19 protein-coding genes and 2 pseudogenes are annotated in these 20,143 nt (G+C 42.4%); 6 read left to right on the top strand and 15 right to left on the bottom strand.

The window, feature by feature from the left end; genetic code table 11:
* Positions 1–86: 86 nt before the first annotated feature.
* Positions 87–815, top strand: coding sequence for a hypothetical protein (locus AC3CID_RS23595; protein ID WP_171327607.1), 729 nt, complete (start codon positions 87–89; stop codon positions 813–815).
* Between the two features lie 1,041 nt (positions 816–1,856).
* Here the strand turns inward: AC3CID_RS23595 and AC3CID_RS23590 are convergent.
* Positions 1,857–2,756, bottom strand: coding sequence for a LysR family transcriptional regulator (locus AC3CID_RS23590; RefSeq protein WP_017075582.1), 900 nt, complete (start codon positions 2,754–2,756; stop codon positions 1,857–1,859).
* A gap of 323 nt (positions 2,757–3,079) precedes the next feature.
* Here AC3CID_RS23590 and AC3CID_RS23585 point away from each other — a divergent pair, with 323 nt between their 5' ends.
* Positions 3,080–3,832 carry a hypothetical protein gene (locus tag AC3CID_RS23585; RefSeq protein WP_065206503.1) on the top strand — a complete coding sequence of 251 codons (753 nt, stop codon included), beginning with the start codon at positions 3,080–3,082 and terminating at the stop codon, positions 3,830–3,832.
* 729 nt (positions 3,833–4,561) lie between these two features.
* Here the strand turns inward: AC3CID_RS23585 and AC3CID_RS23580 are convergent.
* The 5 genes and pseudogenes from AC3CID_RS23580 to AC3CID_RS23560 all read right to left on the bottom strand — a co-directional run bounded on the left by AC3CID_RS23580 (position 4,562) and on the right by AC3CID_RS23560 (position 9,892).
* Positions 4,562–5,845, bottom strand: coding sequence for a serine hydrolase domain-containing protein (locus AC3CID_RS23580; protein WP_054546068.1), 1,284 nt, complete (start codon positions 5,843–5,845; stop codon positions 4,562–4,564).
* 276 nt (positions 5,846–6,121) lie between these two features.
* Complete coding sequence (locus AC3CID_RS23575) at positions 6,122–6,730, bottom strand: DUF3299 domain-containing protein (RefSeq protein ID WP_017075586.1); 609 nt, start codon at positions 6,728–6,730, stop codon at positions 6,122–6,124.
* A gap of 94 nt (positions 6,731–6,824) precedes the next feature.
* Complete coding sequence (locus tag AC3CID_RS23570; protein ID WP_017075587.1) at positions 6,825–8,345, bottom strand: M20 family peptidase; 1,521 nt, start codon at positions 8,343–8,345, stop codon at positions 6,825–6,827.
* Between the two features lie 367 nt (positions 8,346–8,712).
* Positions 8,713–8,904 (bottom strand): annotated as a pseudogene (locus AC3CID_RS23565) (hypothetical protein); the annotation flags it as partial.
* Between the two features lie 94 nt (positions 8,905–8,998).
* On the bottom strand, positions 8,999–9,892 hold the full coding sequence (locus tag AC3CID_RS23560; RefSeq protein WP_488527610.1) for a LysR family transcriptional regulator: 894 nt from the start codon (positions 9,890–9,892) through the stop codon (positions 8,999–9,001).
* A 103-nt stretch (positions 9,893–9,995) separates the two neighbouring features.
* Here AC3CID_RS23560 and AC3CID_RS23555 point away from each other — a divergent pair, with 103 nt between their 5' ends.
* On the top strand, positions 9,996–10,907 hold the full coding sequence (locus tag AC3CID_RS23555; protein ID WP_488527609.1) for a DMT family transporter: 912 nt from the start codon (positions 9,996–9,998) through the stop codon (positions 10,905–10,907).
* A 45-nt stretch (positions 10,908–10,952) separates the two neighbouring features.
* A complete protein-coding gene (locus AC3CID_RS23550; RefSeq protein ID WP_171307444.1) occupies positions 10,953–11,309 on the top strand; it encodes a nuclear transport factor 2 family protein in 357 nt (118 codons plus the stop codon).
* A gap of 166 nt (positions 11,310–11,475) precedes the next feature.
* Here AC3CID_RS23550 and AC3CID_RS23545 read toward each other — a convergent pair whose 3' ends face one another.
* The 3 genes and pseudogenes from AC3CID_RS23545 to AC3CID_RS23535 form a co-directional block, all read right to left on the bottom strand.
* Positions 11,476–12,336, bottom strand: a complete 861-nt coding sequence (locus tag AC3CID_RS23545; RefSeq protein WP_145563340.1) for an endonuclease/exonuclease/phosphatase family protein — start codon at positions 12,334–12,336, stop codon at positions 11,476–11,478.
* 467 nt (positions 12,337–12,803) lie between these two features.
* Positions 12,804–12,995, bottom strand: a pseudogene (locus AC3CID_RS23540) (NAD-binding protein); the annotation flags it as partial.
* A gap of 3 nt (positions 12,996–12,998) precedes the next feature.
* The gene (locus AC3CID_RS23535) at positions 12,999–13,976 is read right to left on the bottom strand and encodes a DUF1254 domain-containing protein (protein ID WP_488527608.1); all 978 of its coding nucleotides are present in this window, start codon (positions 13,974–13,976) and stop codon (positions 12,999–13,001) included.
* 116 nt (positions 13,977–14,092) lie between these two features.
* Between AC3CID_RS23535 and AC3CID_RS23530 the strand changes: the two genes are divergently transcribed.
* A complete protein-coding gene (locus AC3CID_RS23530; RefSeq protein WP_341634321.1) occupies positions 14,093–14,974 on the top strand; it encodes a LysR family transcriptional regulator in 882 nt (293 codons plus the stop codon).
* Positions 14,975–15,125: 151 nt separating this feature from the next.
* Here AC3CID_RS23530 and AC3CID_RS23525 read toward each other — a convergent pair whose 3' ends face one another.
* Positions 15,126–16,001, bottom strand: a complete 876-nt coding sequence (locus AC3CID_RS23525) for an NAD(P)-dependent oxidoreductase (protein WP_488527607.1) — start codon at positions 15,999–16,001, stop codon at positions 15,126–15,128.
* Between the two features lie 12 nt (positions 16,002–16,013).
* Positions 16,014–16,916, bottom strand: coding sequence for a LysR family transcriptional regulator (locus AC3CID_RS23520; protein ID WP_065206510.1), 903 nt, complete (start codon positions 16,914–16,916; stop codon positions 16,014–16,016).
* A gap of 85 nt (positions 16,917–17,001) precedes the next feature.
* On the opposite strand from AC3CID_RS23520, the gene AC3CID_RS23515 reads away from it, so the two are divergent.
* On the top strand, positions 17,002–17,268 hold the full coding sequence (locus AC3CID_RS23515) for a DUF2798 domain-containing protein (protein ID WP_171307447.1): 267 nt from the start codon (positions 17,002–17,004) through the stop codon (positions 17,266–17,268).
* A gap of 277 nt (positions 17,269–17,545) precedes the next feature.
* Here the strand turns inward: AC3CID_RS23515 and AC3CID_RS23510 are convergent, their stop codons facing one another.
* The 4 genes from AC3CID_RS23510 to phhA form a co-directional block, all read right to left on the bottom strand.
* Positions 17,546–18,262, bottom strand: coding sequence for a YebC/PmpR family DNA-binding transcriptional regulator (locus AC3CID_RS23510; RefSeq protein WP_004732617.1), 717 nt, complete (start codon positions 18,260–18,262; stop codon positions 17,546–17,548).
* 96 nt (positions 18,263–18,358) lie between these two features.
* Positions 18,359–18,568 carry a DUF3283 family protein gene (locus AC3CID_RS23505; protein WP_004732615.1) on the bottom strand — a complete coding sequence of 70 codons (210 nt, stop codon included), beginning with the start codon at positions 18,566–18,568 and terminating at the stop codon, positions 18,359–18,361.
* 285 nt (positions 18,569–18,853) lie between these two features.
* Positions 18,854–19,192, bottom strand: coding sequence for a 4a-hydroxytetrahydrobiopterin dehydratase (locus AC3CID_RS23500; RefSeq protein ID WP_488527606.1), 339 nt, complete (start codon positions 19,190–19,192; stop codon positions 18,854–18,856).
* Positions 19,182–19,976: a phenylalanine 4-monooxygenase gene (gene phhA, locus AC3CID_RS23495; protein ID WP_488527605.1), complete on the bottom strand. Its 795-nt coding sequence runs from the start codon at positions 19,974–19,976 to the stop codon at positions 19,182–19,184. Before phhA ends, AC3CID_RS23500 begins: the two co-directional genes overlap by 11 nt.
* Positions 19,977–20,143 lie beyond the last annotated feature (167 nt).

Genomic DNA, 20,143 nt, shown 5'->3' with positions numbered 1-20,143 from the left:
CCCAAAGATAACAGTCACTGGCCACAAATATAGACAAAATAATTGTGGCTGTTGATGTTCCACCAACACCAGAAATGGAATGAAGTATGAGCACTACCGCTAGTAAGTTTGTTTTGGACCCGACACTTCCTATTGATCAGAAGTATTCAGTAAAGGCAAGAAAGTTTCTACAAAGGGAATGCGTTGAAAACCTCAAGAAGATACACATCAAAGAGAAGGGCGAAAAGAATCTCAGAAAGCAGGTAAAGAATCTCTTTCAAGATAAAACAATGTCAGGCTTCTACATCGATGAGAAAAACATCTATGGCATGATTGTCCTGTTCGATGAAAGCTCCCTGAAGTTCGCTGGTGCATACATAGCCAGGGTAAATGGCGTGTTGTCCATCTATGACAGCAATATTAGGTTTTCGGTCCACTCAGTTGAGAGACTAATCCTACGGCTACAAATGAAAAAACCAAGGCTGGGGATTGCTAAAGCCATTCACTCAGTGACAAAGTATCTTTTCTGCCCTGAGAAAGACTTCGCCATCAACATTGAAGAAAAGTGGAGAACTCCAGGATTGAATGAGGTGGACATTGCCAAGCCGTATTTGGGTGACAATGATGAGTTACTTGGCATGTTTTTCCTTACATCCATTAGTAATTTAAACTGTACCAGAGTTGAGGCTGGTGTTGTTAAGACATTTGTTGATACAAACAAACTAAGGGAAGAGCAGTATAGTAAGTGTATGGAAGTTTACGAAGCTCAAAGAAACGCATTTATATCGGGTAAGGCTAATGTTGAGATGAGTAGAATGGACTTGCTTATGAGCTAAATAACGGTGTGATAGGTCAAGGTAGGAGTTTATACTGGTACGTACTGCATACATACTAGAAAATCAAATTTAGCCTGGAGTTAAACATATCGGGTGACAGATTTTTCCAGTTCCGAGCAAATCGACCACCGCAAACAATGGTGGTCTTTGATGTTTTTGGATACGAAAAGTTATCTGAAAGTGGGAGTCTAGCCGATTTAATCTAACTAGCTTCTGTCCAAAAGCTATTTAGATCAAGCTCTACAAAATTCAGGTGCTTGATTCTCCTCTATCCAATATAATCCGATGAAAGAGGATAAGATCATGCTCATCTGAGGGGGATGTAGGAGTGGGTAAATGTTGATAGTGGGGGTGTTATGAAGAGAAGTGAAAAAATATTGATTATCGCATTTCTTTGGTTTTTAACCTTAGTGCTTAATTTCAAGGGATTTTTTATATTATCGTTATTGAGTTACTTTATCTTCTGGATTTTAGTTATTAGAGAAAAGTATTTTTTTGAGTTAAAAAATCATGCATATTCGCATTAGTATCTGTACCGACTGTCTATTCCTCTCTAATTTTAGATGGCTATTTTCAATTAGAAGGAAATTTAAGAATAATGATTTCTTTACCTATTATTACGATTGGTGCTTTTGTTTTTTCTAATATAAAACGTTCTCTTTCACCGGAAAACTAAAGTTTATTGAAGGTAACTTGGGGAGGTGGAGGTTCAAACTCTCTAAATCCGACCTGTAGTGGTCAACAAATTTCGGTCCCAATTTTAGTGCTAGTCTAGTTTAGTGTTTATGGCAGTTAGTTTTAATATTGTGTTTTGCGTTGCTAGCCACTTAGAAGAGTGTTATTTTTCCATACTCCAATTAATCCGTTATATTCTAATTTAGTAATGTAGCTGACAAGCTTTTGCCCACAACTTGGATAGACCGATTTTTAACTCTTGGCACTTTATAACTCAAAGTGCGCTAAAACAAACTCATAATAGACAGCTCATCAAGATAAATACTTCTATAGCCTGATGAACTCATCCCAATACAGTGTCCGTTTTTAGTACGCTGATTTATTTATATAATAATCAGCGACCTTGATGATCGATTTTTTTACCTGAGCAATCTGTTTTGAATGTGGACACCAAAGGGATATTGGAACCATTATTTCTTGTTTGATCTCGTCACATTTTATCTCTACCAAATTCTCTGTCATATATTCAGATTCAATTATCGACTTTGGTAAAAGAGCCCAGCCAAAATCATCTTGGACAAGCTTAACAATGACCGCTAATTGATCAACATACTCATGTTTTGAAGAAACAACAACCTTCTCCGTCATTTTATCATCGACCATAGATTTGAGTACAAACTGGCGTAAAGATTTCATCGTTGAGAGCGTTTCGTTTGAGGGCTTAGCCGATAATTCACTTCCTGCATGAGCAAATGGAACAAAAGGCATATTCCCCAAAAAGGTAAAATCAATACTATTAATCACTTTGCTTTCGTATATATTCACAATCCCAAAATGAATGCTTCCGTCTTCGATCCCTGCTTTTATTTCTGGTTTCGTTCTGACCAAAAAATTAACGCGCATGGATGGGAAGTCTTCATAAAGCTGTCGACGAATTTTAGAAACAACGTGATGAGGTAAAAAGCTCGCATAGGCTATCGTCACTGACTCTAGCCCGCCAAATGAAAGACTTAATGCAAATCGATCAAGAGTTTTAGCCTGCTCTAGAATTTGTTTTGCGTAATGATAAAGGAGTACTGCATCTTCAGTCGGTTCGACACTGCGGCTCAATCTATCGAATAAAGTGATCGCTAACTGGTCTTCTAAACTCGTGATGACTTGTGCAACCGTTGTTCGGTGCTTATTCAATTTTATCGCAGCTTTACTAAAAGCTTGCTGTTCATATACCGCAACGAAAGTATTTAATTGTTCAAGACTAAAATTCATATCATGCCCTGCGAGTCCTTATATTCGATAATAAATCTTACCACCAGAGTTTACATTAACCAATACAACGTATGTTTCTCTTGTTAAGTGACACATTTTTATCAGCACGTTCTGACTTGAATTCAAATATCTTCCCAAATACACATTAAACATACGAATTAATATACTTTTTACCACGAGAAACCGCCCTCCCCCTTTACCGACGCTGTTTGGATGACAACGATGGTTCGAGCCCATCGCTAGAGAGTTAATGAGTCTAAAAACCTTGTGTAAAGTTGCGTCATTGCTTCGGCAACTTAACTTAAATAACTCAGGAACGTCCCATGAACACTCTAAAAATGACCGCTTTGTCTACGGCTTTACTTGCTACTATTTCTATTTCTGCATTTGCTGGCGATGACATTCAAAAAGTCGACCCATCCGATATGACTCGTGCCAGCTCTAATATGTATGTAGCAACCAACAACAAAGGTGACCTAAAGCTATCAGGGGCACTATCATACGCTTATGACAACGGGCAGATGTCTATGTTCACATTGGAAGGTTCGATGGATAATGAAGGTAAATATAAAGACAGCCGAGCTCAATATTTCCATGTGTTCAACATAAATAGTGCTATTACACCTCGTGTAGCCGCATCATTAGATATCATTGATAATGCAAGCTTTACTACTGCTGCAGTAGGTGGTGTCGCTATTTTTAGAACTCCAATCGACTCTCTGACCTTTTTTGGCCGTGCAGCAGTAATGGGCGGTGAATATTCAGACAGCACAACAAGTGCCTTCGGTGTGACAGACAATAGCATCGTAGGTGGTATGGCTGCTGCTTATGCAGTTTGGAAACCGGGCGCCGATGGTACTTATTTCGCAGCCTACCCAGAATTTACATATATGGATGGTGATATTGAAACGAGTACCGTTAAAACCACTCTACTCGCAGCGACTCCTTTTTCGGCAGACAAAACACGTTGGGGACAAGTCAAGGTTGAAAATACTTATGGAAGCATGGAATCAACCAATCAAAAACTAGACATTGACGACACCGTGGTTTGGTTCCAATACAAAGTATTCTTCTAAAACGACCAAAATCCATAATATGTTAAAGGTGAATTGAGAGGTTCGCCTTTTTTTAGTTTTGTTTTCCTTACACCCTCTCACTCTTCTTTATTAAAATAGCGACGATTGACTATTCAGTTCGGCCTTACCTTGAACTGACTCTCTATCTCTATCTCTATCTCTATCTCTATCTCTATCTCTATCTCTATCAAGTTACGCCTACATCCCATATTGATTCAACACTCAAAACCTTATTCTAGCGGCCTATTTCAATGCCGTTATTGATTGATATTTAACTGTTTACGTTTGCTAGTGCATACCTAACCCCATCAAGATAAGTGAATTCAAACGAAGCCACTCTTGAGCTTACTTAGCATCCCAACACTACGCGCATTGCCAATGAGTAGAGGGTAAGGAGATCGAATGTATAGTCTGAACTCAATGAGTAACGGGAAGAAGCTCAAACAATCGTATCTATATAATGTGAACTTCTTTACGCCATGGCATTAGTGTGTAACCACGAGCCTAAAGCGCATAAAAGCGTTAACACAAGCGATAATGGATAGTGGTGTTGAGATGACTCAAAGATATCGTGGTACTTAATCACCCAATCACAGGGAATCAATAACCAAGTTCAACAAACAAAAAAACGCCAGTCAGGCGACTGGCGTTACAAAAAGATAAAACTCTATTCAATGATCAAATCTATCAATGATTAATCACATCAAGTGGCAATCACCGATTGCATAATTAGCGGCTAAAATATTTCGCAATCTCACGAGCATAAGTTTCTTCTTGATTTTTGCCGTTACTGGTTGAAAAGAAAGATATAACTAAGTCTTTTTCTGGTGAAATATACACACCTTGACCGCCAACACCGGCCTTGAATAAGTCGCCATCCTCAAAGATTGCATCAAATTGATAACCATTCTTGATGTTTGTGTCGTTGTAGAAAGAGTTTTCCATCATCTTACCAACATAACCACCACCGTAAGCTTCTGGGTTACCAGAGTCTTGAATTAACGTAATGACTTCTTTGCTAACACCACCATTACCCAACTTTGTGGCTGACGGAGTAAGTAACATACCGAATTTAGTCATATCTTCAATTGTGGTATTCATTGAGAAAAACATTAAAGGGTATCCCCCTTGTGGAGAAACGACAGTGTAAGCGTCATTATTTGCCCCCATTTTCTGCCACATATCACGACTGACAATCTCATTCATGGGTAAGTTACGAACATTCTCAATAAGTCGAGCCAGAACAAACGTATTAATTGAATTGTATTCGAATGTTTTTCCGCCCGGTGCTCTTCGCTTCATTTCGGCCAGCACTTCAAGTGGGCTTTGGTTGCCTTCACCCTCAAACACGCCAATGGAAACCGCCCATTTAAACCAAGGTTGTTCTGGGTTTATACGTGAGTCTGCCTCTGGCTCATCGTGCTCTGTTGCGTTCAAGCCTGTCGCCATATTTGCAGTATCAGAAACAGATACTGTATCCCAGTCAGATCCCTTTAATTCAGGAATGTATTTAGAAATAGGGTCATTAGGGTTAACTTTGCCCTCATTGACTAACTTAGCCAGCTCTATACCTGCTGTAATTTTCGAGTTTGAAAACCAATTATGCTTATCTGTTTTTCGCATCGTGTTGTAACGTTCAAAGACAACCTCTCCACTCTTAACAACAAGAAAAGCATCGACAGGGTAAGAATCTAGGTGTTCATTTAATGTCTTGCTTTCACCGTGCACAGTCGCTGATATTTCACCAATTTCTTGGTCAATCTGATATGGGAATTGGTAGACAGGTCCATCACGTTCAATTTGAGCGGTAGGATAGAAACGGCTTAGGTTCTGCCAAGCAAACTTAGACTGTTCAATAGGAAACTGAAGTTTAACGCGATTGCCTTTTTGCAAGAAGAAGTCATGAGTGTTGTAAACATCTACATTTGTGGATGATTCATTAACGATCTCATTAGCAAACGCTGAGCCTGCAGATAGAGCCGTTACTATGGATATAGCGATTAAGCTTTTCATATTGGTTTTCCTATTGGTATATAATTGCTGTAGTGCGAACTGTATGCAAAAGCTGCGAGCCAGTTGCCTTTGTTAATACAGACACGTTACAAGGAAAACGGAATAACGCCTCATCGCCTCCGATGGATTGCTTCCATCAAACATTGAAGTTAGATACATGAATATTGTTTTCTCGGTGGTTTACCTACCCCAAGTGATTCTAATATTTACTATATTTAGCGCTGCTATGTGTAGAGCATGAAGAGAAGTGAATTAAACGGCACATACCGATCAGGTTTAGTGATAGAGCTCAATATCCGACGCGTCAATGACATATCCAGTTTCAATATCTTGATTGCCATCAGAAAGTGCAATCGACGTATCAACCGCCCCTGTTTTAATGTTCCCTGTCACCCATACTGGTGTGTATAAACTTTGTAATTCATGACCTTCAGGAAATTCGACTAAAATCGTTTGGTTTACAGGTGGGGGAGGTGTGTGAATGCAAGCCCCTGCAGTTGGCACCAAAATGAACTGCTTTCCTATTAAACCTTCCATTTCGAGCGGTACTAAAAACCCGGCCAGTTTCATATCGTTAATACTAAGCTCGGGAACTATATCGTTCGCTTGTTGTGTTCTTTGTAAAAGCAGCTCACGTACGTTTAAGCCAAACTTTTCAGCCAATACCACGCGTTGATTGTATCCATCGTTTTCCATTGGACTTAACTGACGCGTTTTTTGAACAGCTTCGTAGGCGTAAATCTCAGAAAGTAGCGCCTTATTCCCAGGAGAAAGAACCTGATACTGATTTTGCACAGGTCTTAATGACTCCCAAGATATCGTTTCAGCAGCTTGTGTGAACAAACTAAAACAACAAGCCATAACCATTAATAATGTATTTTTCATATCAATATTTTCTAATTAGAACAAGGGCTAATGAAAAAATGGCTAAGAAAGTCTTAGCCATTGTCTCGTTTTATATCAGTCAATAATATTTGAATTACAGACTTTCGAGGTTATCCATTAGTTGGTAGAAGAACCCAATAGAGCGACCGTATTCTTCAACTAAGATACGCTCGTTCACACCGTGGAAGCCTTCGAATTCTTTTACGCTTTCTAATTGTATCGCCGTCATTGTATATACATCAGGGGCAAAATCTCGTGCTTGAAAGTGCTTAGAATCTGAACCACCAATAACAAAGAACGGTGAGACAATCAGGTCATTTCCCCAAGTTTGGCGAATCGTTTTCTCCAACATGGCATAACCAGGACCGCTAGGATCCGCAACATTAGTTGCAGGCGTTGATGCTGAGATATCACGAATGGTCATTCTTTCGTCGCCGATCGCTTTCTTCACATGCTCAATAATCACCTCAGGAGTATCACCTGGCATTGGTCTAAAGTTTACAACTGCAGTTGCTGCTGGCGGTAATACGTTGTCTTTAATACCAGCATTAAACATAGTAACTGCCGTTGTGGTATGAAGCATGGCGCGAGTAACCTCATTTTTAGACATTACATCAATAAATTTTTTCTCTAGGTCCGTCACCGTGTCGTTTTCGCCATAGGCTACGGCTTTGTAAAGTGGTTGCTGCGCTTCTGGAAGTTCCGGCCCCATGTATCGGTATTGGTATCTCACCGCATCATGAATTTTGTAAGGGAATTGCGCTGCTTCAACTTTCTCAACGGCTTTTGCTAACGCGACAATATTCGATTCTTCACCCGGTTGTGATGAGTGACCACCAACACCATTGATGGCAATCTCTAGACTAACGAATCCTTTTTGAGCAATACCGATTAGTGCCGTGTTTTCACGGATGCCAGGGAATATACCAGGGACAAGAGGAGCAGATTCATCCATAACAAACGCAATTTTCTCATAGCGTTGTTCAATGATGTCAGCGGCGTGCTTAGCACCTTCTGGCCCACCAACTTCTTCGTCGTGGCCGAATACAAACAAAATGGTACGTTCAGGTTGGAAACCTTCTTTTAGCTTCATTTCAGTGGCTTCTAACAGTGCTTGAAGTTGGTTTTTGTCATCTAATGAACCACGGCCCCAGATATAACCGTCTTTAATCGCACCTGAAAACGGATCTTCTTTCCACTCATCACGAGACTCTTTTGCAATTGGTACCACATCTTGGTGCGCCATAAAAATAGCGGGAGCGAGTGATGGGTCTTTACCTTCCCAAGTGTAAATCAAGCTGAAAGGGCGCGGGTCACCGACTTCTTCTCGCTTGAGTGTTTTGTGCACTAATGGGTACGATTCTTCAAGAAATTGGTGGTAGTCACGAAAAGCCTGTTCATCAAAATCACTGCGATCTTGGTTAGAGATAGTTTGAAACTGAACCGCTTGCGATAAGCGTTGCGCAGCGCCTTCTATATCAACTTGAATATCCACTTTTTCGACGCCTTGCATTTGCATCGAACTAAAGTCTTGCTCATCAGCCCATACTGAAACACTAGCGGTCAATGCCAAAGCAGAAGCGATACTGGTAAAGAGTTTTGATGGTTTTGTCATGATTTGACGCCTTAATTAGGTAGAAAGTAAATCTGTGTTTTTGGTTTATGCGGCAATTATTAATGAAGAATACTGACCAAACCAATCTCTAGCGAAGGACTCAACCCATCAGAAGACGTTGGTAACAATTTGTAGTGGATGAGTAAAATCGTTGTAGTGGATGAGTAAATCGAGCATGACTTTCTAGGGGAGGAAGGTTTTTACAGTCGCGGAAATGATCCGAGATCACCCTGTGGCGTTAAATTCGTAACAAAATTTTGTTCAATGGTGAGTTTCAGAACAAATGCTTCTCTGTATTTCTAAGTTATCTTAGGCAAAAAAATAGCCGCTAATCTGCGGCTATTTTTAAACTAAGCTTCGATGACTTTTAGCCTCTTGTACTTCGTATCTTCTGCTTCTTCGTCTCTTCAACGACAGCTTTCATCAATACCGAGGTATCCATGCGGCCTTGCCCTTCGGCAGACAGTGCCTTGTATGCGTTGTTGGTCTTTTCCGTCAATGGCAGTTGAATACCTTGGCGCTCTGCTTCATCTAGACAGAAGCTTAAATTTTTGATCATCTGAACGAGGGTGTGAGTGGGAAACCAAAAGCGCGATTTGTGAAAAATAAAAAGGCTAGGTACGCCTAAAACCTCTTATCAACTTCATAAACTTTTAACGATCATTGAGCGAAGCTGCAAGGAAATCGATAAACAATCGTAGTTTGAGTGGCATTGGATCTCGCTCAGGAAGCAATGCATAGACATTCTTCTCTGGCATCAGATAGTTAGGTAGCAAGGGCAGCAATTCCCCTGACTGAATGGGGGCATTGGCAATAAAGTCGGGAAGCCTAGCGATCCCAAGCCCTGCCGTGGTCGCACACAGTAATGCTTCGCTGTTGTTGACTCGGTAATTGCCTTTCACGACAACACTGGTCACCTGATCTTGGTGACCAAAAAACCACTCGGCACTCTCAGATGTATGACGATAGAGCAAAGCGTTGTGCGCACTGAGTTCGCAGATCTCGGTTGGGATCGACAAACCATTCTCATAAAAATACGTAGGAGAAGCGCAGATGACGCTACGGACACTGGTTAACCGCTTCGCCACTAAACTCGAGTCATTTAAATCCCCAGCTCGAATCGCGACGTCATACCCTCCTTCGACGATATCGACGTAACCATCGTCCATCGTCATGTCTATGTGAATATGAGGATAGCGCTTAAGAAATTGTGGGATGAGAGGGGCCAATACCAGACGACCAAAAGACATTGGCGCATTAACCCGCAATGTGCCAATTGCCTGATTTTGCTGACTGGTTGCTGCATCTTCAGCTTTTTGCAGCCAATAATTGGCTTTGGTGAGGTGATCATAAAACTGCTCACCAGATTCAGTAAGCGATACTTGGCGCGTAGTACGATGCAGCAAACGCACTCCAAGGCTCGACTCTAGTTGGATCACCCGTTTGTTGACCGCCGAACGTGACACGCCCAGTTCACGCGCTGCGCCCGCAAAGCTCGATTGTTTTACCACCGCAAGGAAATAGGGAATAGCGTCTAAGTGCTGCATGATTGTCGCTAATTTGGATACAGTGTGGAGAGTGTAGAGCCTATTCTCTAATCAATCTAGGTCTTTTATGCTGATTTCATCGACTTCAATAATAGAGCAAGACATGAAATCACTGATAAAACCGGTAACGGCAAAAAAGCACATTAATGGTATCGGTCGGCAATTCCAGTCTCCGTTATACGTGGTCAGCATTGGCAGTCTTGTCGCCGTGAATTTTGCGTTAGCCAAATATGCTGTGACCATTGGCATTCCACCGATTGATGTTGCGATAATACCGATGGCAGGTGCAGCTTTATTGTTGATGACGCTATTGGTTATGCGAGGTCAGCTCAACCGAACCGCATTGGTGCATTACCGTTATTATCTTTGGGCTGGCTTACTGGGTGTCGCAATCCCGAATCTGGCGTCAACCTGCGCCCTACAATCCCTTAATACCAGTACGTTCAGTGTACTCGTCACTTTGTCACCCATCTTTACCTTATTATTCACCTTACCTTTGCAAGGCTCCTCGTTAACCAGACGAAAAGTACTCGGGATCATGGTTGGTGTAATCGCCGCACTCTCTGTAACTTTATCACCACAAATGAATACGTCATCTCCTTGGTCGGCGCTGGCCATTGCGCTACTCGTCCCTATATTTTTGGCCGCAGGCAATGTCTATCGCAGTCACGCGTTCCCTCCCCTTGCCAATCCAATTGTTCTGGCCACTGGCATGTTGACATTACAGAGCATGATATGGCTTCCGTTTACTCATGCAGTCGATGGTAAATTCATTACAAACGGAGCGGGCGTACTTGCGCTCATGGCAAGCTTATCAGCACTCAGTTATTTACTAACATTTCGTTTTCAACGGATCACCGATGGGCTGGGCTTTAGCCAAGTGGGAAATGTGGTGACCGTCGTCGGCGTATCCATTGGGATCACGTGGTATGGCGAGCCATTAACGCTGCAATTGATCGCAGCCGTAATACTGTTGTTGATAAGCCTGTACTTATTTAATCACGCTAAATCTTAATCTCGTTCAAATCCAAATTATTTCAAATTCAAAGGAGCAACTGCTATGTCACCATTAATCGAACAGACAAAACATCTATATCAAATCGTCGACCAAAAGGATGTTCACGCCCTAATGGCACTACTGCATGATGACGTGTCGTTTCATTTTTCGAACGCCGCACCAGTAGTAGGAAAGCCAGCTGTCGAAGCGGTCAACGCAGCGTTCTTTGGATCAATTGAATCAATGACGCATACGTTTTCTGGGATCTACGTAAACGATGATAAGGTTGCGTGTGAGGGGCAGGTGGATTACGTGCGCCTAAATGGCAGCGCGCATGCCGCTAAGTTTGCGACTTTCTTATCTTTCAAGCAGGGGTTGATACATCAATATAAAATCTTTGCGGATGTCTCTGAATTGTAAGAATTCTTGTCCAAGATATTTTTCATTCTTGGAAATCCTCACCGTAATAACATCCCCGTAGGATGATAGAGTTTGCAATTCAAGAGAGTAGAGTAGAGTAGGATAAGTAAGTCACTACCTAACCTAAGATAGAGTAGTGACTTAAACAAAACTTAAACCGGATAGATTATTGTTCAAGCATTTTCATTTCGACAACAATGGGAAGGTGATCTGTAACCGCAGGCCAATTAGTGTCAGCATACTGTGCATTATTTTGCGGTACAGTTATCTCTTTGATTTTCCAAACTTGTGCTTTGCTGGTCATGACGTAATCCACTTGAATTTCAGGGTTACCTGCTGGCCAACTGCGAAAATCGACATTTTGGTCAGTAATATTGTTCCAGTATCGAGAAAGCTCTCGATAGGTCACAGATTCAGGAACATCATTCATGTCGCCAAGCAAAATTTTGATGCCACGTGTATCAATTGCAGTATCGTTCAGCTCTCGAACTTGCCCCACTCGCATTGTTGGATCTTCTTTCGTATCTAAATGGGCATTGAAAACTGTTATCGGTGCATTAAAGCCAGGAACGTCGATATGCGCTTCGAATACAATACGTTGCTCACGATTTCCTGAAGGAAGCTGGGTAACTTCAGTTTTTAAGATAGGATACTTCGAGGCTATGGCAAGACCATACTGGCCACCATCAAAATCGATGGCACGACCAAATTCAATATTTAGCCCTGTCAGTTCGGCCAACTTTTTAGGCTGATCGACGTTTCCGCTTCGGTCTGTTAATACATCAACTTCTTGAATTGCTACAACATCAGCATTAAGCGCTTTAATCGCTTTAGCAATTTCGGTCAATGATGACACTCGAGCTGCAGCCATATTGAATGTAGCCACACGTATTGTTGGAGCCTGTTGCTCAGTAAAAGTTTTATCAATCAAATCGGTTTGGGCTTGATAGGGTTCACGGTGTCCTCCAGCCATTGCTGTTGCTGAAATGGCTAAAGATAGAGGTAGTAGCAAGCTTTTATATTTCATATCACGTTCTTTTATTTACTAAGTGGTTATTTTTAGAGGTAAATTATTGATCCGAAATATGTACTAATATCGTGATATAAATCGCAATAATCTAAGGGAAAACCGATTTAGATCACAAATTGTTACAATTTTCATCAAGGACAAGGCTATACCTCAAGTCTAATTTGAGAGAACAATTTGTAAAAAGGCCTATACACTACCTAATCGAAACAAAACATCGTTTATTAAATCAGTGCTTTACTTGTTTTTTTCTATCATTTTTTTTGATGTGAATTATCATAATTGTTATTATTTAACGAGTTTCAAAACAAACGCTTCTCTGTATTTCTCAGTTATCTTAGGCAAAAAAATAGCCGCTAATCTGCGGCTACTTTTAAACTATTTAAACGAAGCTTCGATGACTTTTAGCCTCTTGTGCTTCGTATCTTCTACTTCTTAATTTCTTCTATTTCTTTGTCTCTTCAACCGCGGTTTTCCATCTGCCATGAACCTGCAGCGCCGTTTTTAAGGCAATCAACCAGCGTTGGGATGTCCAAACCTGATTTTTCAGCAAGTACCCAGCCTTCAGAAAGGCCATTCAATACACCTGCGATGCAGTTCTGATTAACCATTTTAGCGCGTTGGACTTGACCGACTTTACCCATCAGAACCGACGACTTAAATTAGCCTACTTTTTTAATCATCGTCGCTGGATTGTAACCTTTCTCGCCTTTGCTAACTGGCTCACTCGGGTTGTAATGGCGTATAAGAACATTAAATTTACCGGTCTTATTACCTTCCATCGTTGGGATATTGTTTGGCTGACCTTCACACCCAAAACGGAGAGTGTAGGTTCCATCGCTATTCATAACGGGTGCCATTTCACTCGAAATATTGGCTTTATCGTTAAACATTCGTCCATCAGCGTTATATACGGTCGCGGACCAAAATGAGCCTGCCTTTGGATCTTTGAAAGTCGTCTCATAACATGCATTCGCATCGAAGTACTGGCTGGTTTGATAGATATTGTCTTCGACCATCGCGCCACCCCAACCGCCAGCTGCACCAACATAATTCATATAATCAGTTTGGCCGCTTTCTTTGTTACCAAACGCCTTTGATTGGTCATATCCGTCACTGAAATCTATGTTGCCAGCTTTATCTGTGGAACTGAACGACGCCATATCCCACTCTTTTACTTCAAACGGTTTCTCACTGCCTGTTTCAATCTTCAGGTTACGGCGTGCATCATCTTCAAGAGCACGGACAATGACAAATGCATGATCGGTTTTTGCACTGATTTTATGACGACCTGAACCGTAGATCATTGGCTGCGTCTCGTGGTTTTCGTCTACGACTTGCAGTGACACATATTGGTCAGTTTCTGGAACAGTCACATAGACATCATCGTTCGACATATCGATGACAGAAACGGAATAAAAAGTGTCTCGATTCATTCGTACAACGAACTGCTCTTCTGGAACGCTGCTCGGCACTGGCATCTCAAAGAATGTATTAATACCACCGGCTTTCTCTACCACCGAGCCGAGACGCATGTTGGTGTATGCCTGAGCAAAATTATCTTCCGTGACGATAGTTGGCGCTGCAAAAACGCTGGTTGAGAATAAAGCGACAGCAGTAAGAGGGAATAACTTTTTCATAATAGCGACCTTTATATTTCAAAGTGAATGTCATTTGGAAGAGTATTATTTGCTCTGCCGATAGTGATTACTTTATACTTCCCAAAAGGAAAGTGTGGAAAATAGGACTTGCCCAAATGGAAAGTATAGACCTGAATTTGCTGCGTACTTTTGTATTGCTGTGTCAGTCGAACAGCCTGAAAAGGGCGGGGATGAAGCTAGGGATCTCTGAGAGCGCAGTCAGCAAGCAAATGACCAAGCTCAGAGATCAATTAGGGCACCCACTTTTCGAACGCACCACTGAAGGACTAAGGCCAACACATTATAGCAAATCTATTTTGCCCAATATTGAACACGCCTTGTCCTTGATGCACTCTGCGACTTCACCTGTGACATTCGATTCTGCCACCTATGATGGGTCAATCACTCTTGCTTTTTTCGCCTACACACTGGAGTTTTCAGGTGTTGATCTATTTAGGGAACTCTCGAAAACGTTTCCCAAAGCGCAAATAGAGCTGAAGACTTGGGCATCAGATACAGAGCAAAAGTTAGAAGAGGGTGACATCACTCTAGGTGTGCACTTTTTAAATGAAGACCGCAGTACGAATATCTTCCAGAAACGCATCATGGCCGATCAACTGGTGATCGCCGTTTCAAAGTCATTGGGGCAATTAACATGGGAAGAGGCGTTGCAATTGCCTTTTATCAAGATCCGCAGTCAAGGTTGGAATGAAGATCGTTACCGATATTTAGAAATGTTGAAAAGTAGTGGTATTGAGCCTCACATCAGTATCACGGTGGACAATTTTTCAGTTGCGAGGCAAATTCTAGAGCAGGGGGAACACGCCTGCGTACTAAGCGATAGTTGGAAGGATGCTTCGCTTAATACCATAGAGCCACCCAAAGAGTTTAGAATCGATCTAAACCTTGTGTCCTGCATGCGTCTTGTCGATCGCCAAAGCCCTCTAAACCTTGCCGTTCATGACGTGATTAAAAGGGTCATGCTTCAATCTAGATAGGCTTTAATCTAGATAGTTAGTGCCCCGAAACGAGTTAAAAAGGCTCGTTATCGTTTCACGCAAACAAAAATAGCCGCTAATCAGCGGCTATTTTTAGTTATCTAAGCAAAGCTTTTACGGCTTCTTCGCTGCGACTGTTTCTTCGTTTCTTCTACTTTTTAGTTTCTTCAACCACAGCTTTCATCAATACTGATGTATCCATGCGGCCTTGTCCTTGGGCAGACAGTGCCTTGTATGCGTTGTTGGTCTTTTCAGTCAGTGGAAGTTGGATACCTTGGCGTTCAGCTTCATCTAGACAGAAGCCTAAGTCTTTGATCATCCAATCAATCGCGAAACCGAAATCGAACTTGTCTTGCGCCATTGTGGTTGCGCGGTTTTCCATCTGCCATGAACCAGCTGCGCCATTTTTAAGGCAATCAACCAGAGTTGGGATATCTAAGCCTGATTTCTCGGCAAGCACTAAGCCTTCAGAAAGGCCATTCAATACACCTGCGATGCAGATCTGATTGACCATTTTCGCGCGTTGGCCTTGACCTACTTTACCCATCAGAACCGACGACTTACCGTAAGCTTTGAACACAGATTGAAGGTCATCAAACAAATCTTGTTCGCCACCACACATGATGGTTAGCACGCCGTTTTCTGCGCCCGCTTGGCCACCAGACACTGGTGCATCCATAAAGCGAACATTTGCTTCCTTCGATGCAACTTCAAGCTCTTCAGACAGTACTGCAGACGTTGTGGTGTGATCGACAAGAATCGCGTTTGGCTTCATTGCAGCCAGTGCGCCTGTTTCGCTGGTCGTCATGCTGCGTACGTCGTCATCGTTGCCAACACAGACAAGTACAACATCCGCATCTGCTACACATTCAGCTACGCTTTCTGCGGCTTTACCTTGGTGTTTATCAGCCCAGTCTAGCGCTTTACTATGAGTGCGGTTAAATACCGTTACTTCAAAACCGGCTTTGACTAGGTGGCCTGCCATTGGAAAACCCATAACGCCTAGCCCGATAAAACTTACTTTCATTCCTTTCTCCTTTTATTTGACCAAGTCATCACTATGGAAAGATCGAACACTCTCAATCAATGCATCGATAAGCAGGGTCAAAGCCTTTGGCTGATATTTTCTTTCTTTGTACACTAAATACGCTTGGCGATCACCCCGATGATACTCAGGGAGCACTTGAATCAGATTCATATCTGGAGATACATGGCGAAAAGGCAGTGAAGCAAGCCCCAACCCCTTCAACGCTGCGGCGGCCACAGCATTGATGTCATTAACAATAAACTTCGGTTTAATCGTCACCATCTGCTCTAAGCGGTCGGATTTGTAGAGCGGCATATCAAAAACATCATCGACATTAATCCAGTCGTGGTGCTCTAGATCACCTGGATTTTTAATCGCACTGTGGGAATCCAAATAATCTGGGCTCGCAAAGAAACCGTGCTTGGCTTTAAACAGTGGCCGAGCAATCATGCCTTCCATGTCGGAAATCTTAAACGTAATCAACAAATCACGATCAGTTTGAGGAACCACTTGCTGCTGACTCAGAGTTAAATCAAGCTGCACATTGGGATACTCAACAAGATATTGCTCAATGGTCGAACGTAGAAAGCCACTGTAGAAGTTATGAGGCACTGCAAGCTTTATCTTACCTTGAATCGCATCGCGCTCTTCCAACAAGCTACTGAATCCTTGATGCAGCGACTCCATACCGCTGCTCAACGCAGCAAAGGCCGCCTCGCCATCTTTAGTGGCCACCAACTCACGACCTTTCTTTTCTAAAAGTCGGATACTCAGGCGCTCTTCCAATGCGGTTAATCGACGCGACATGGTCGACACAGGTAATTGCAGGCGTTTCGATGCCGAAAGCAAAGAACCCTCTTCAACCACTGCACAGAATAAGAACAGATCATCAATGTTTCCAAATATGGAATTCATACTTCTATATGTGCCTATTTTTCTCATTAATGGATAGATGTAACCTTATCTCATCAACAACAGAAAATCACGGGAGAAACATACAATGAACAATAAACAATTTTGGGTAACTGCTATTTTATCTTCCCTGACCATGGCAATGATTATGTCTGGGGTTATCTCAGGCTACAAAATGGGGGTTAGCCACGAATGGCCACCTATTTGGCTACAAAGCTTCTTTATTGCTTGGCCTTGCGCATTAACACTTAACCTAACCGTACTGCCATTGATTCGAAAATTAGCAGCGTGGATATGTAAGCCAAGAACTAAAACGATACCTAACCCATTAATTTCAACTGAAACGACTAACTAAGTCGATCTCGAGGCCAGGCGGATCATGTCGCTACCCACGGAACGATGATCAAGGGAAATTCGATCAGCGGTTCCGAACAGATACTACGAACGGGTACAGTGAATAAAAACAGTAAGCAATCACAGAAGCAGACCAAAGAAAACAGCCAACACTCAAAGGCACACTTTTAAGTTCTTCTATCTCTGAATAAACGGCATAAAAAAACCGAGCACTAGGCTCGGTTTTTTGTATTCTACATTCTACTCACAAGAGCAAAGCTATCAATTATAGATTGATATTACAGCTCAGCGTTGTGATAAACCTGCTGAACGTCATCACAGTCGTCAAGCATGTCTAAGAACTTCTGGAACTTCTCAGAATCTTCTTCAGCTACTGGCGTAGTTGTTTGAGGAACGAAAGTGATTTCCTCAACGTCTAGAGTTAGCTCAGGGAACGCAGTGTGTAGTGCAGTCTTCGTTTTGAAGAACTCAGTCGTTGGAGCGAATACAGTGATAACACCGTCTTCTAGCTCAACGTCAGTCACGTCTACGTCTTCCATCATTAGCGTTTCTAGGATGATCTCGTCATCTTCGCCAGCAAACTGGAATACAGCTTGGTGAGCGAACATGTGAGAAACAGTACCTTCAACACCGATTTTCGCACCAGTCTTAACGAAACATTGGCGAACGTCTTGGAAAGTACGGTTGCCGTTGTCAGTTAGACAGTCAACGATTACGCTTGTGCCACCAGGGCCGAAACCTTCGTAACGAGCTGGTTGGAAGTCTTCACCGCCGCCGCCGTTCGCTTTATCGATCGCTTTGTCGATAACGTGAGCGGGTACTTGGTCTTTCTTAGCTTTAGCAATCAGGTGCTTAAGAGGTAAGTTCATGTCTGGGTCAGAGCTGCCGTTCTTAGCCAGTACGTAAATCTCTTTACCGTATTTAGAATAAACTTTAATTTTTGCGCCTGCAGTTTTCGCCATTGAGGCCTTGCGCACTTCAAAACTTCTTCCCATCGGGATCTTCTCTCTGATTCAATTAACGGAGCAAATTCTAGCAAATTACTGTGTCATTTCAATTCTACAGCTTTGCTGGGTAAGGTTTATGTGCGTTTATGCGACACCCATTACCCGTTTGTATTTTTCTACAGACTGATCAAACCAAGCCTTTTCTTCTGGGTCACCTAGCTTCATTGCTTCTTCAACAATGGCTTCAGGGCCACATTTCGCCTGCTTCAATTTCCATACAAGAAACGATGCCTGCTTATCCAGTTCGATTTTATTTTTCTCACTGGGTGGAAGGAGTGAAAGGTTGATAGACATTATTAGCCTTCGTCTGTAATACACTTGGCCGAGAAATATATCATAGAGCAGCCTCATAAAACCAATACTATGAGCAATAGAGGGGGTTGTGGGGCAAGAAACCAGCAAGTCGCTGATGCAGGTCAAGCTAGTTTTGGAGAAGTTACGCTCTATGATACGAAAGTATCGCTTATTCAACTCATACCATGAGCCGTTTAAGCAGTTATTCGACTCACCTTATGAGCCGAATAATAAGATAATCACATCACAGATGTCGGAAAAAAGCCTCATCTAGACCAAAAAAGACTATTCACTCACGGCGAACACATCGCAGCGTGAGGCACAGATGAAGTCATTCTTGTGGAGGCCTTTGATTGAGTGGCTCCACCACGTTACAGTGACTTTGCCCCACTCCAATAAAATCGAAGGGTGATGGAATTCTTCTTCTGCCAACTCTGACACTTTATTGCTGAATGCCCATGCTTGTTTGTAGTTCTTAAACTTAAATACCTTCTCAAGCTGTGGGATGCCATCTCTTTCGATGATCTGCCAATCAGATAACTCCCACAGTAAAGATTGTTGGTCATCTTTATTGAGGGCAATCGCGTCGATACTGCAGGCTTCGCATTTTTGTTCATTCAACATGTGTTGGTTCCTTAGGTTCAAAAAGTGGTGGTAGTAATCCCCCGTCTATCGCGAGATCTGCTTGCTGCAATAGGTTTTCCTGACTGATTTTGAAGAGCTCAGACAGCTCATCAATCACGTAATATTTCGGTTGTATAATATCGATACGATAAGGCGTTCTTAGCACGGTTTGCAGGTCAAACCGCTCACGAACGGCCAAGTCCCCTCCCAACGCATACATGGTTTCCGCCGGAGACGAAAGAATGCCACCGCCATAGATTTTCAGCCGATGACCTTCTTTTACTAAACCGAACTCAACCGTAAACCAATACAAACGGGCAAGATACGCGCGCTGTTTAGGTGTGGCTGCTTGGCCTAGTTTTCCGTAATGCTCAGTGAATGTCGCAAAATCGGCATTGGTGAGCATGGCACAGTGGCCAAAAATTTCATGGAAGAAATCAGGCTCTTGTAAATAATCGAACTCATCTCGCGTTCTCAGAAATGTCGCGACTGGGAATTTCTTGTTGGCGAGCAAATCAAAGAAACGGTCGAAATCGATCAATGCAGGCACAGGCTGAACCTGCCAACCTGTTGTTTCCATTAGCACTTTATTTATCTCTGGAAGCTGGGGAACCCGGTCTAATGGCAGGTTTAGCAGGGTCAAACCGTGCAAATAGGCATCGCATGCGCGGTCATTAATGACGTCCAGTTGCCTTTTCACTAAGTCTTGCCAAATGGCGTCTTCTTCGAGGCTCCACTCAACCCATCCCTCTTGGCTCACGGGCTTAGAATGATATTGAGTCATTACACACCTCCTTTCGAATGTCTCACTTTAAGCCTATCTCCACTCGTTATATCCGCCAATTTGCGCGACTTTTCGAAATAGGCGATCGTGTAACATTTTATTTACACAATTCCAGAAACCCCTTATTTTGCTGTTCTTTTGACTTTGTAAAACCTAAATACCAGACT

It is taken from the genome of Vibrio sp. QJM3NY_21, assembly GCF_057785975.1.
This window is presented reverse-complemented; position numbering and strand designations above follow the sequence as displayed.

Excerpts from the sequence above, each read along its gene's own strand:
- AC3CID_RS23555 (WP_488527609.1), top strand. The coding sequence starts at position 9,996 with ATGAAATCACTGATAAAACCGGTAACGGCAAAAAAGCACATTAATGGT.
- AC3CID_RS23530 (WP_341634321.1), top strand. The coding sequence starts at position 14,093 with ATGGAAAGTATAGACCTGAATTTGCTGCGTACTTTTGTATTGCTGTGT.
- AC3CID_RS23505 (WP_004732615.1), bottom strand. The coding sequence starts at position 18,568 with ATGTCTATCAACCTTTCACTCCTTCCACCCAGTGAGAAAAATAAAATC.
- phhA (WP_488527605.1), bottom strand. The coding sequence starts at position 19,976 with ATGACTCAATATCATTCTAAGCCCGTGAGCCAAGAGGGATGGGTTGAG.
- AC3CID_RS23570 (WP_017075587.1), bottom strand. The coding sequence starts at position 8,345 with ATGACAAAACCATCAAAACTCTTTACCAGTATCGCTTCTGCTTTGGCA.
- AC3CID_RS23580 (WP_054546068.1), bottom strand. The coding sequence starts at position 5,845 with ATGAAAAGCTTAATCGCTATATCCATAGTAACGGCTCTATCTGCAGGC.
- AC3CID_RS23500 (WP_488527606.1), bottom strand. The coding sequence starts at position 19,192 with ATGTTGAATGAACAAAAATGCGAAGCCTGCAGTATCGACGCGATTGCC.
- AC3CID_RS23590 (WP_017075582.1), bottom strand. The coding sequence starts at position 2,756 with ATGAATTTTAGTCTTGAACAATTAAATACTTTCGTTGCGGTATATGAA.
- AC3CID_RS23535 (WP_488527608.1), bottom strand. The coding sequence starts at position 13,976 with ATGAAAAAGTTATTCCCTCTTACTGCTGTCGCTTTATTCTCAACCAGC.
- AC3CID_RS23525 (WP_488527607.1), bottom strand. The coding sequence starts at position 16,001 with ATGAAAGTAAGTTTTATCGGGCTAGGCGTTATGGGTTTTCCAATGGCA.
- AC3CID_RS23585 (WP_065206503.1), top strand. The coding sequence starts at position 3,080 with ATGAACACTCTAAAAATGACCGCTTTGTCTACGGCTTTACTTGCTACT.
- AC3CID_RS23510 (WP_004732617.1), bottom strand. The coding sequence starts at position 18,262 with ATGGGAAGAAGTTTTGAAGTGCGCAAGGCCTCAATGGCGAAAACTGCA.
- AC3CID_RS23550 (WP_171307444.1), top strand. The coding sequence starts at position 10,953 with ATGTCACCATTAATCGAACAGACAAAACATCTATATCAAATCGTCGAC.
- AC3CID_RS23575 (WP_017075586.1), bottom strand. The coding sequence starts at position 6,730 with ATGAAAAATACATTATTAATGGTTATGGCTTGTTGTTTTAGTTTGTTC.
- AC3CID_RS23560 (WP_488527610.1), bottom strand. The coding sequence starts at position 9,892 with ATGCAGCACTTAGACGCTATTCCCTATTTCCTTGCGGTGGTAAAACAA.
- AC3CID_RS23520 (WP_065206510.1), bottom strand. The coding sequence starts at position 16,916 with ATGAATTCCATATTTGGAAACATTGATGATCTGTTCTTATTCTGTGCA.
- AC3CID_RS23595 (WP_171327607.1), top strand. The coding sequence starts at position 87 with ATGAGCACTACCGCTAGTAAGTTTGTTTTGGACCCGACACTTCCTATT.
- AC3CID_RS23515 (WP_171307447.1), top strand. The coding sequence starts at position 17,002 with ATGAACAATAAACAATTTTGGGTAACTGCTATTTTATCTTCCCTGACC.
- AC3CID_RS23545 (WP_145563340.1), bottom strand. The coding sequence starts at position 12,336 with ATGAAATATAAAAGCTTGCTACTACCTCTATCTTTAGCCATTTCAGCA.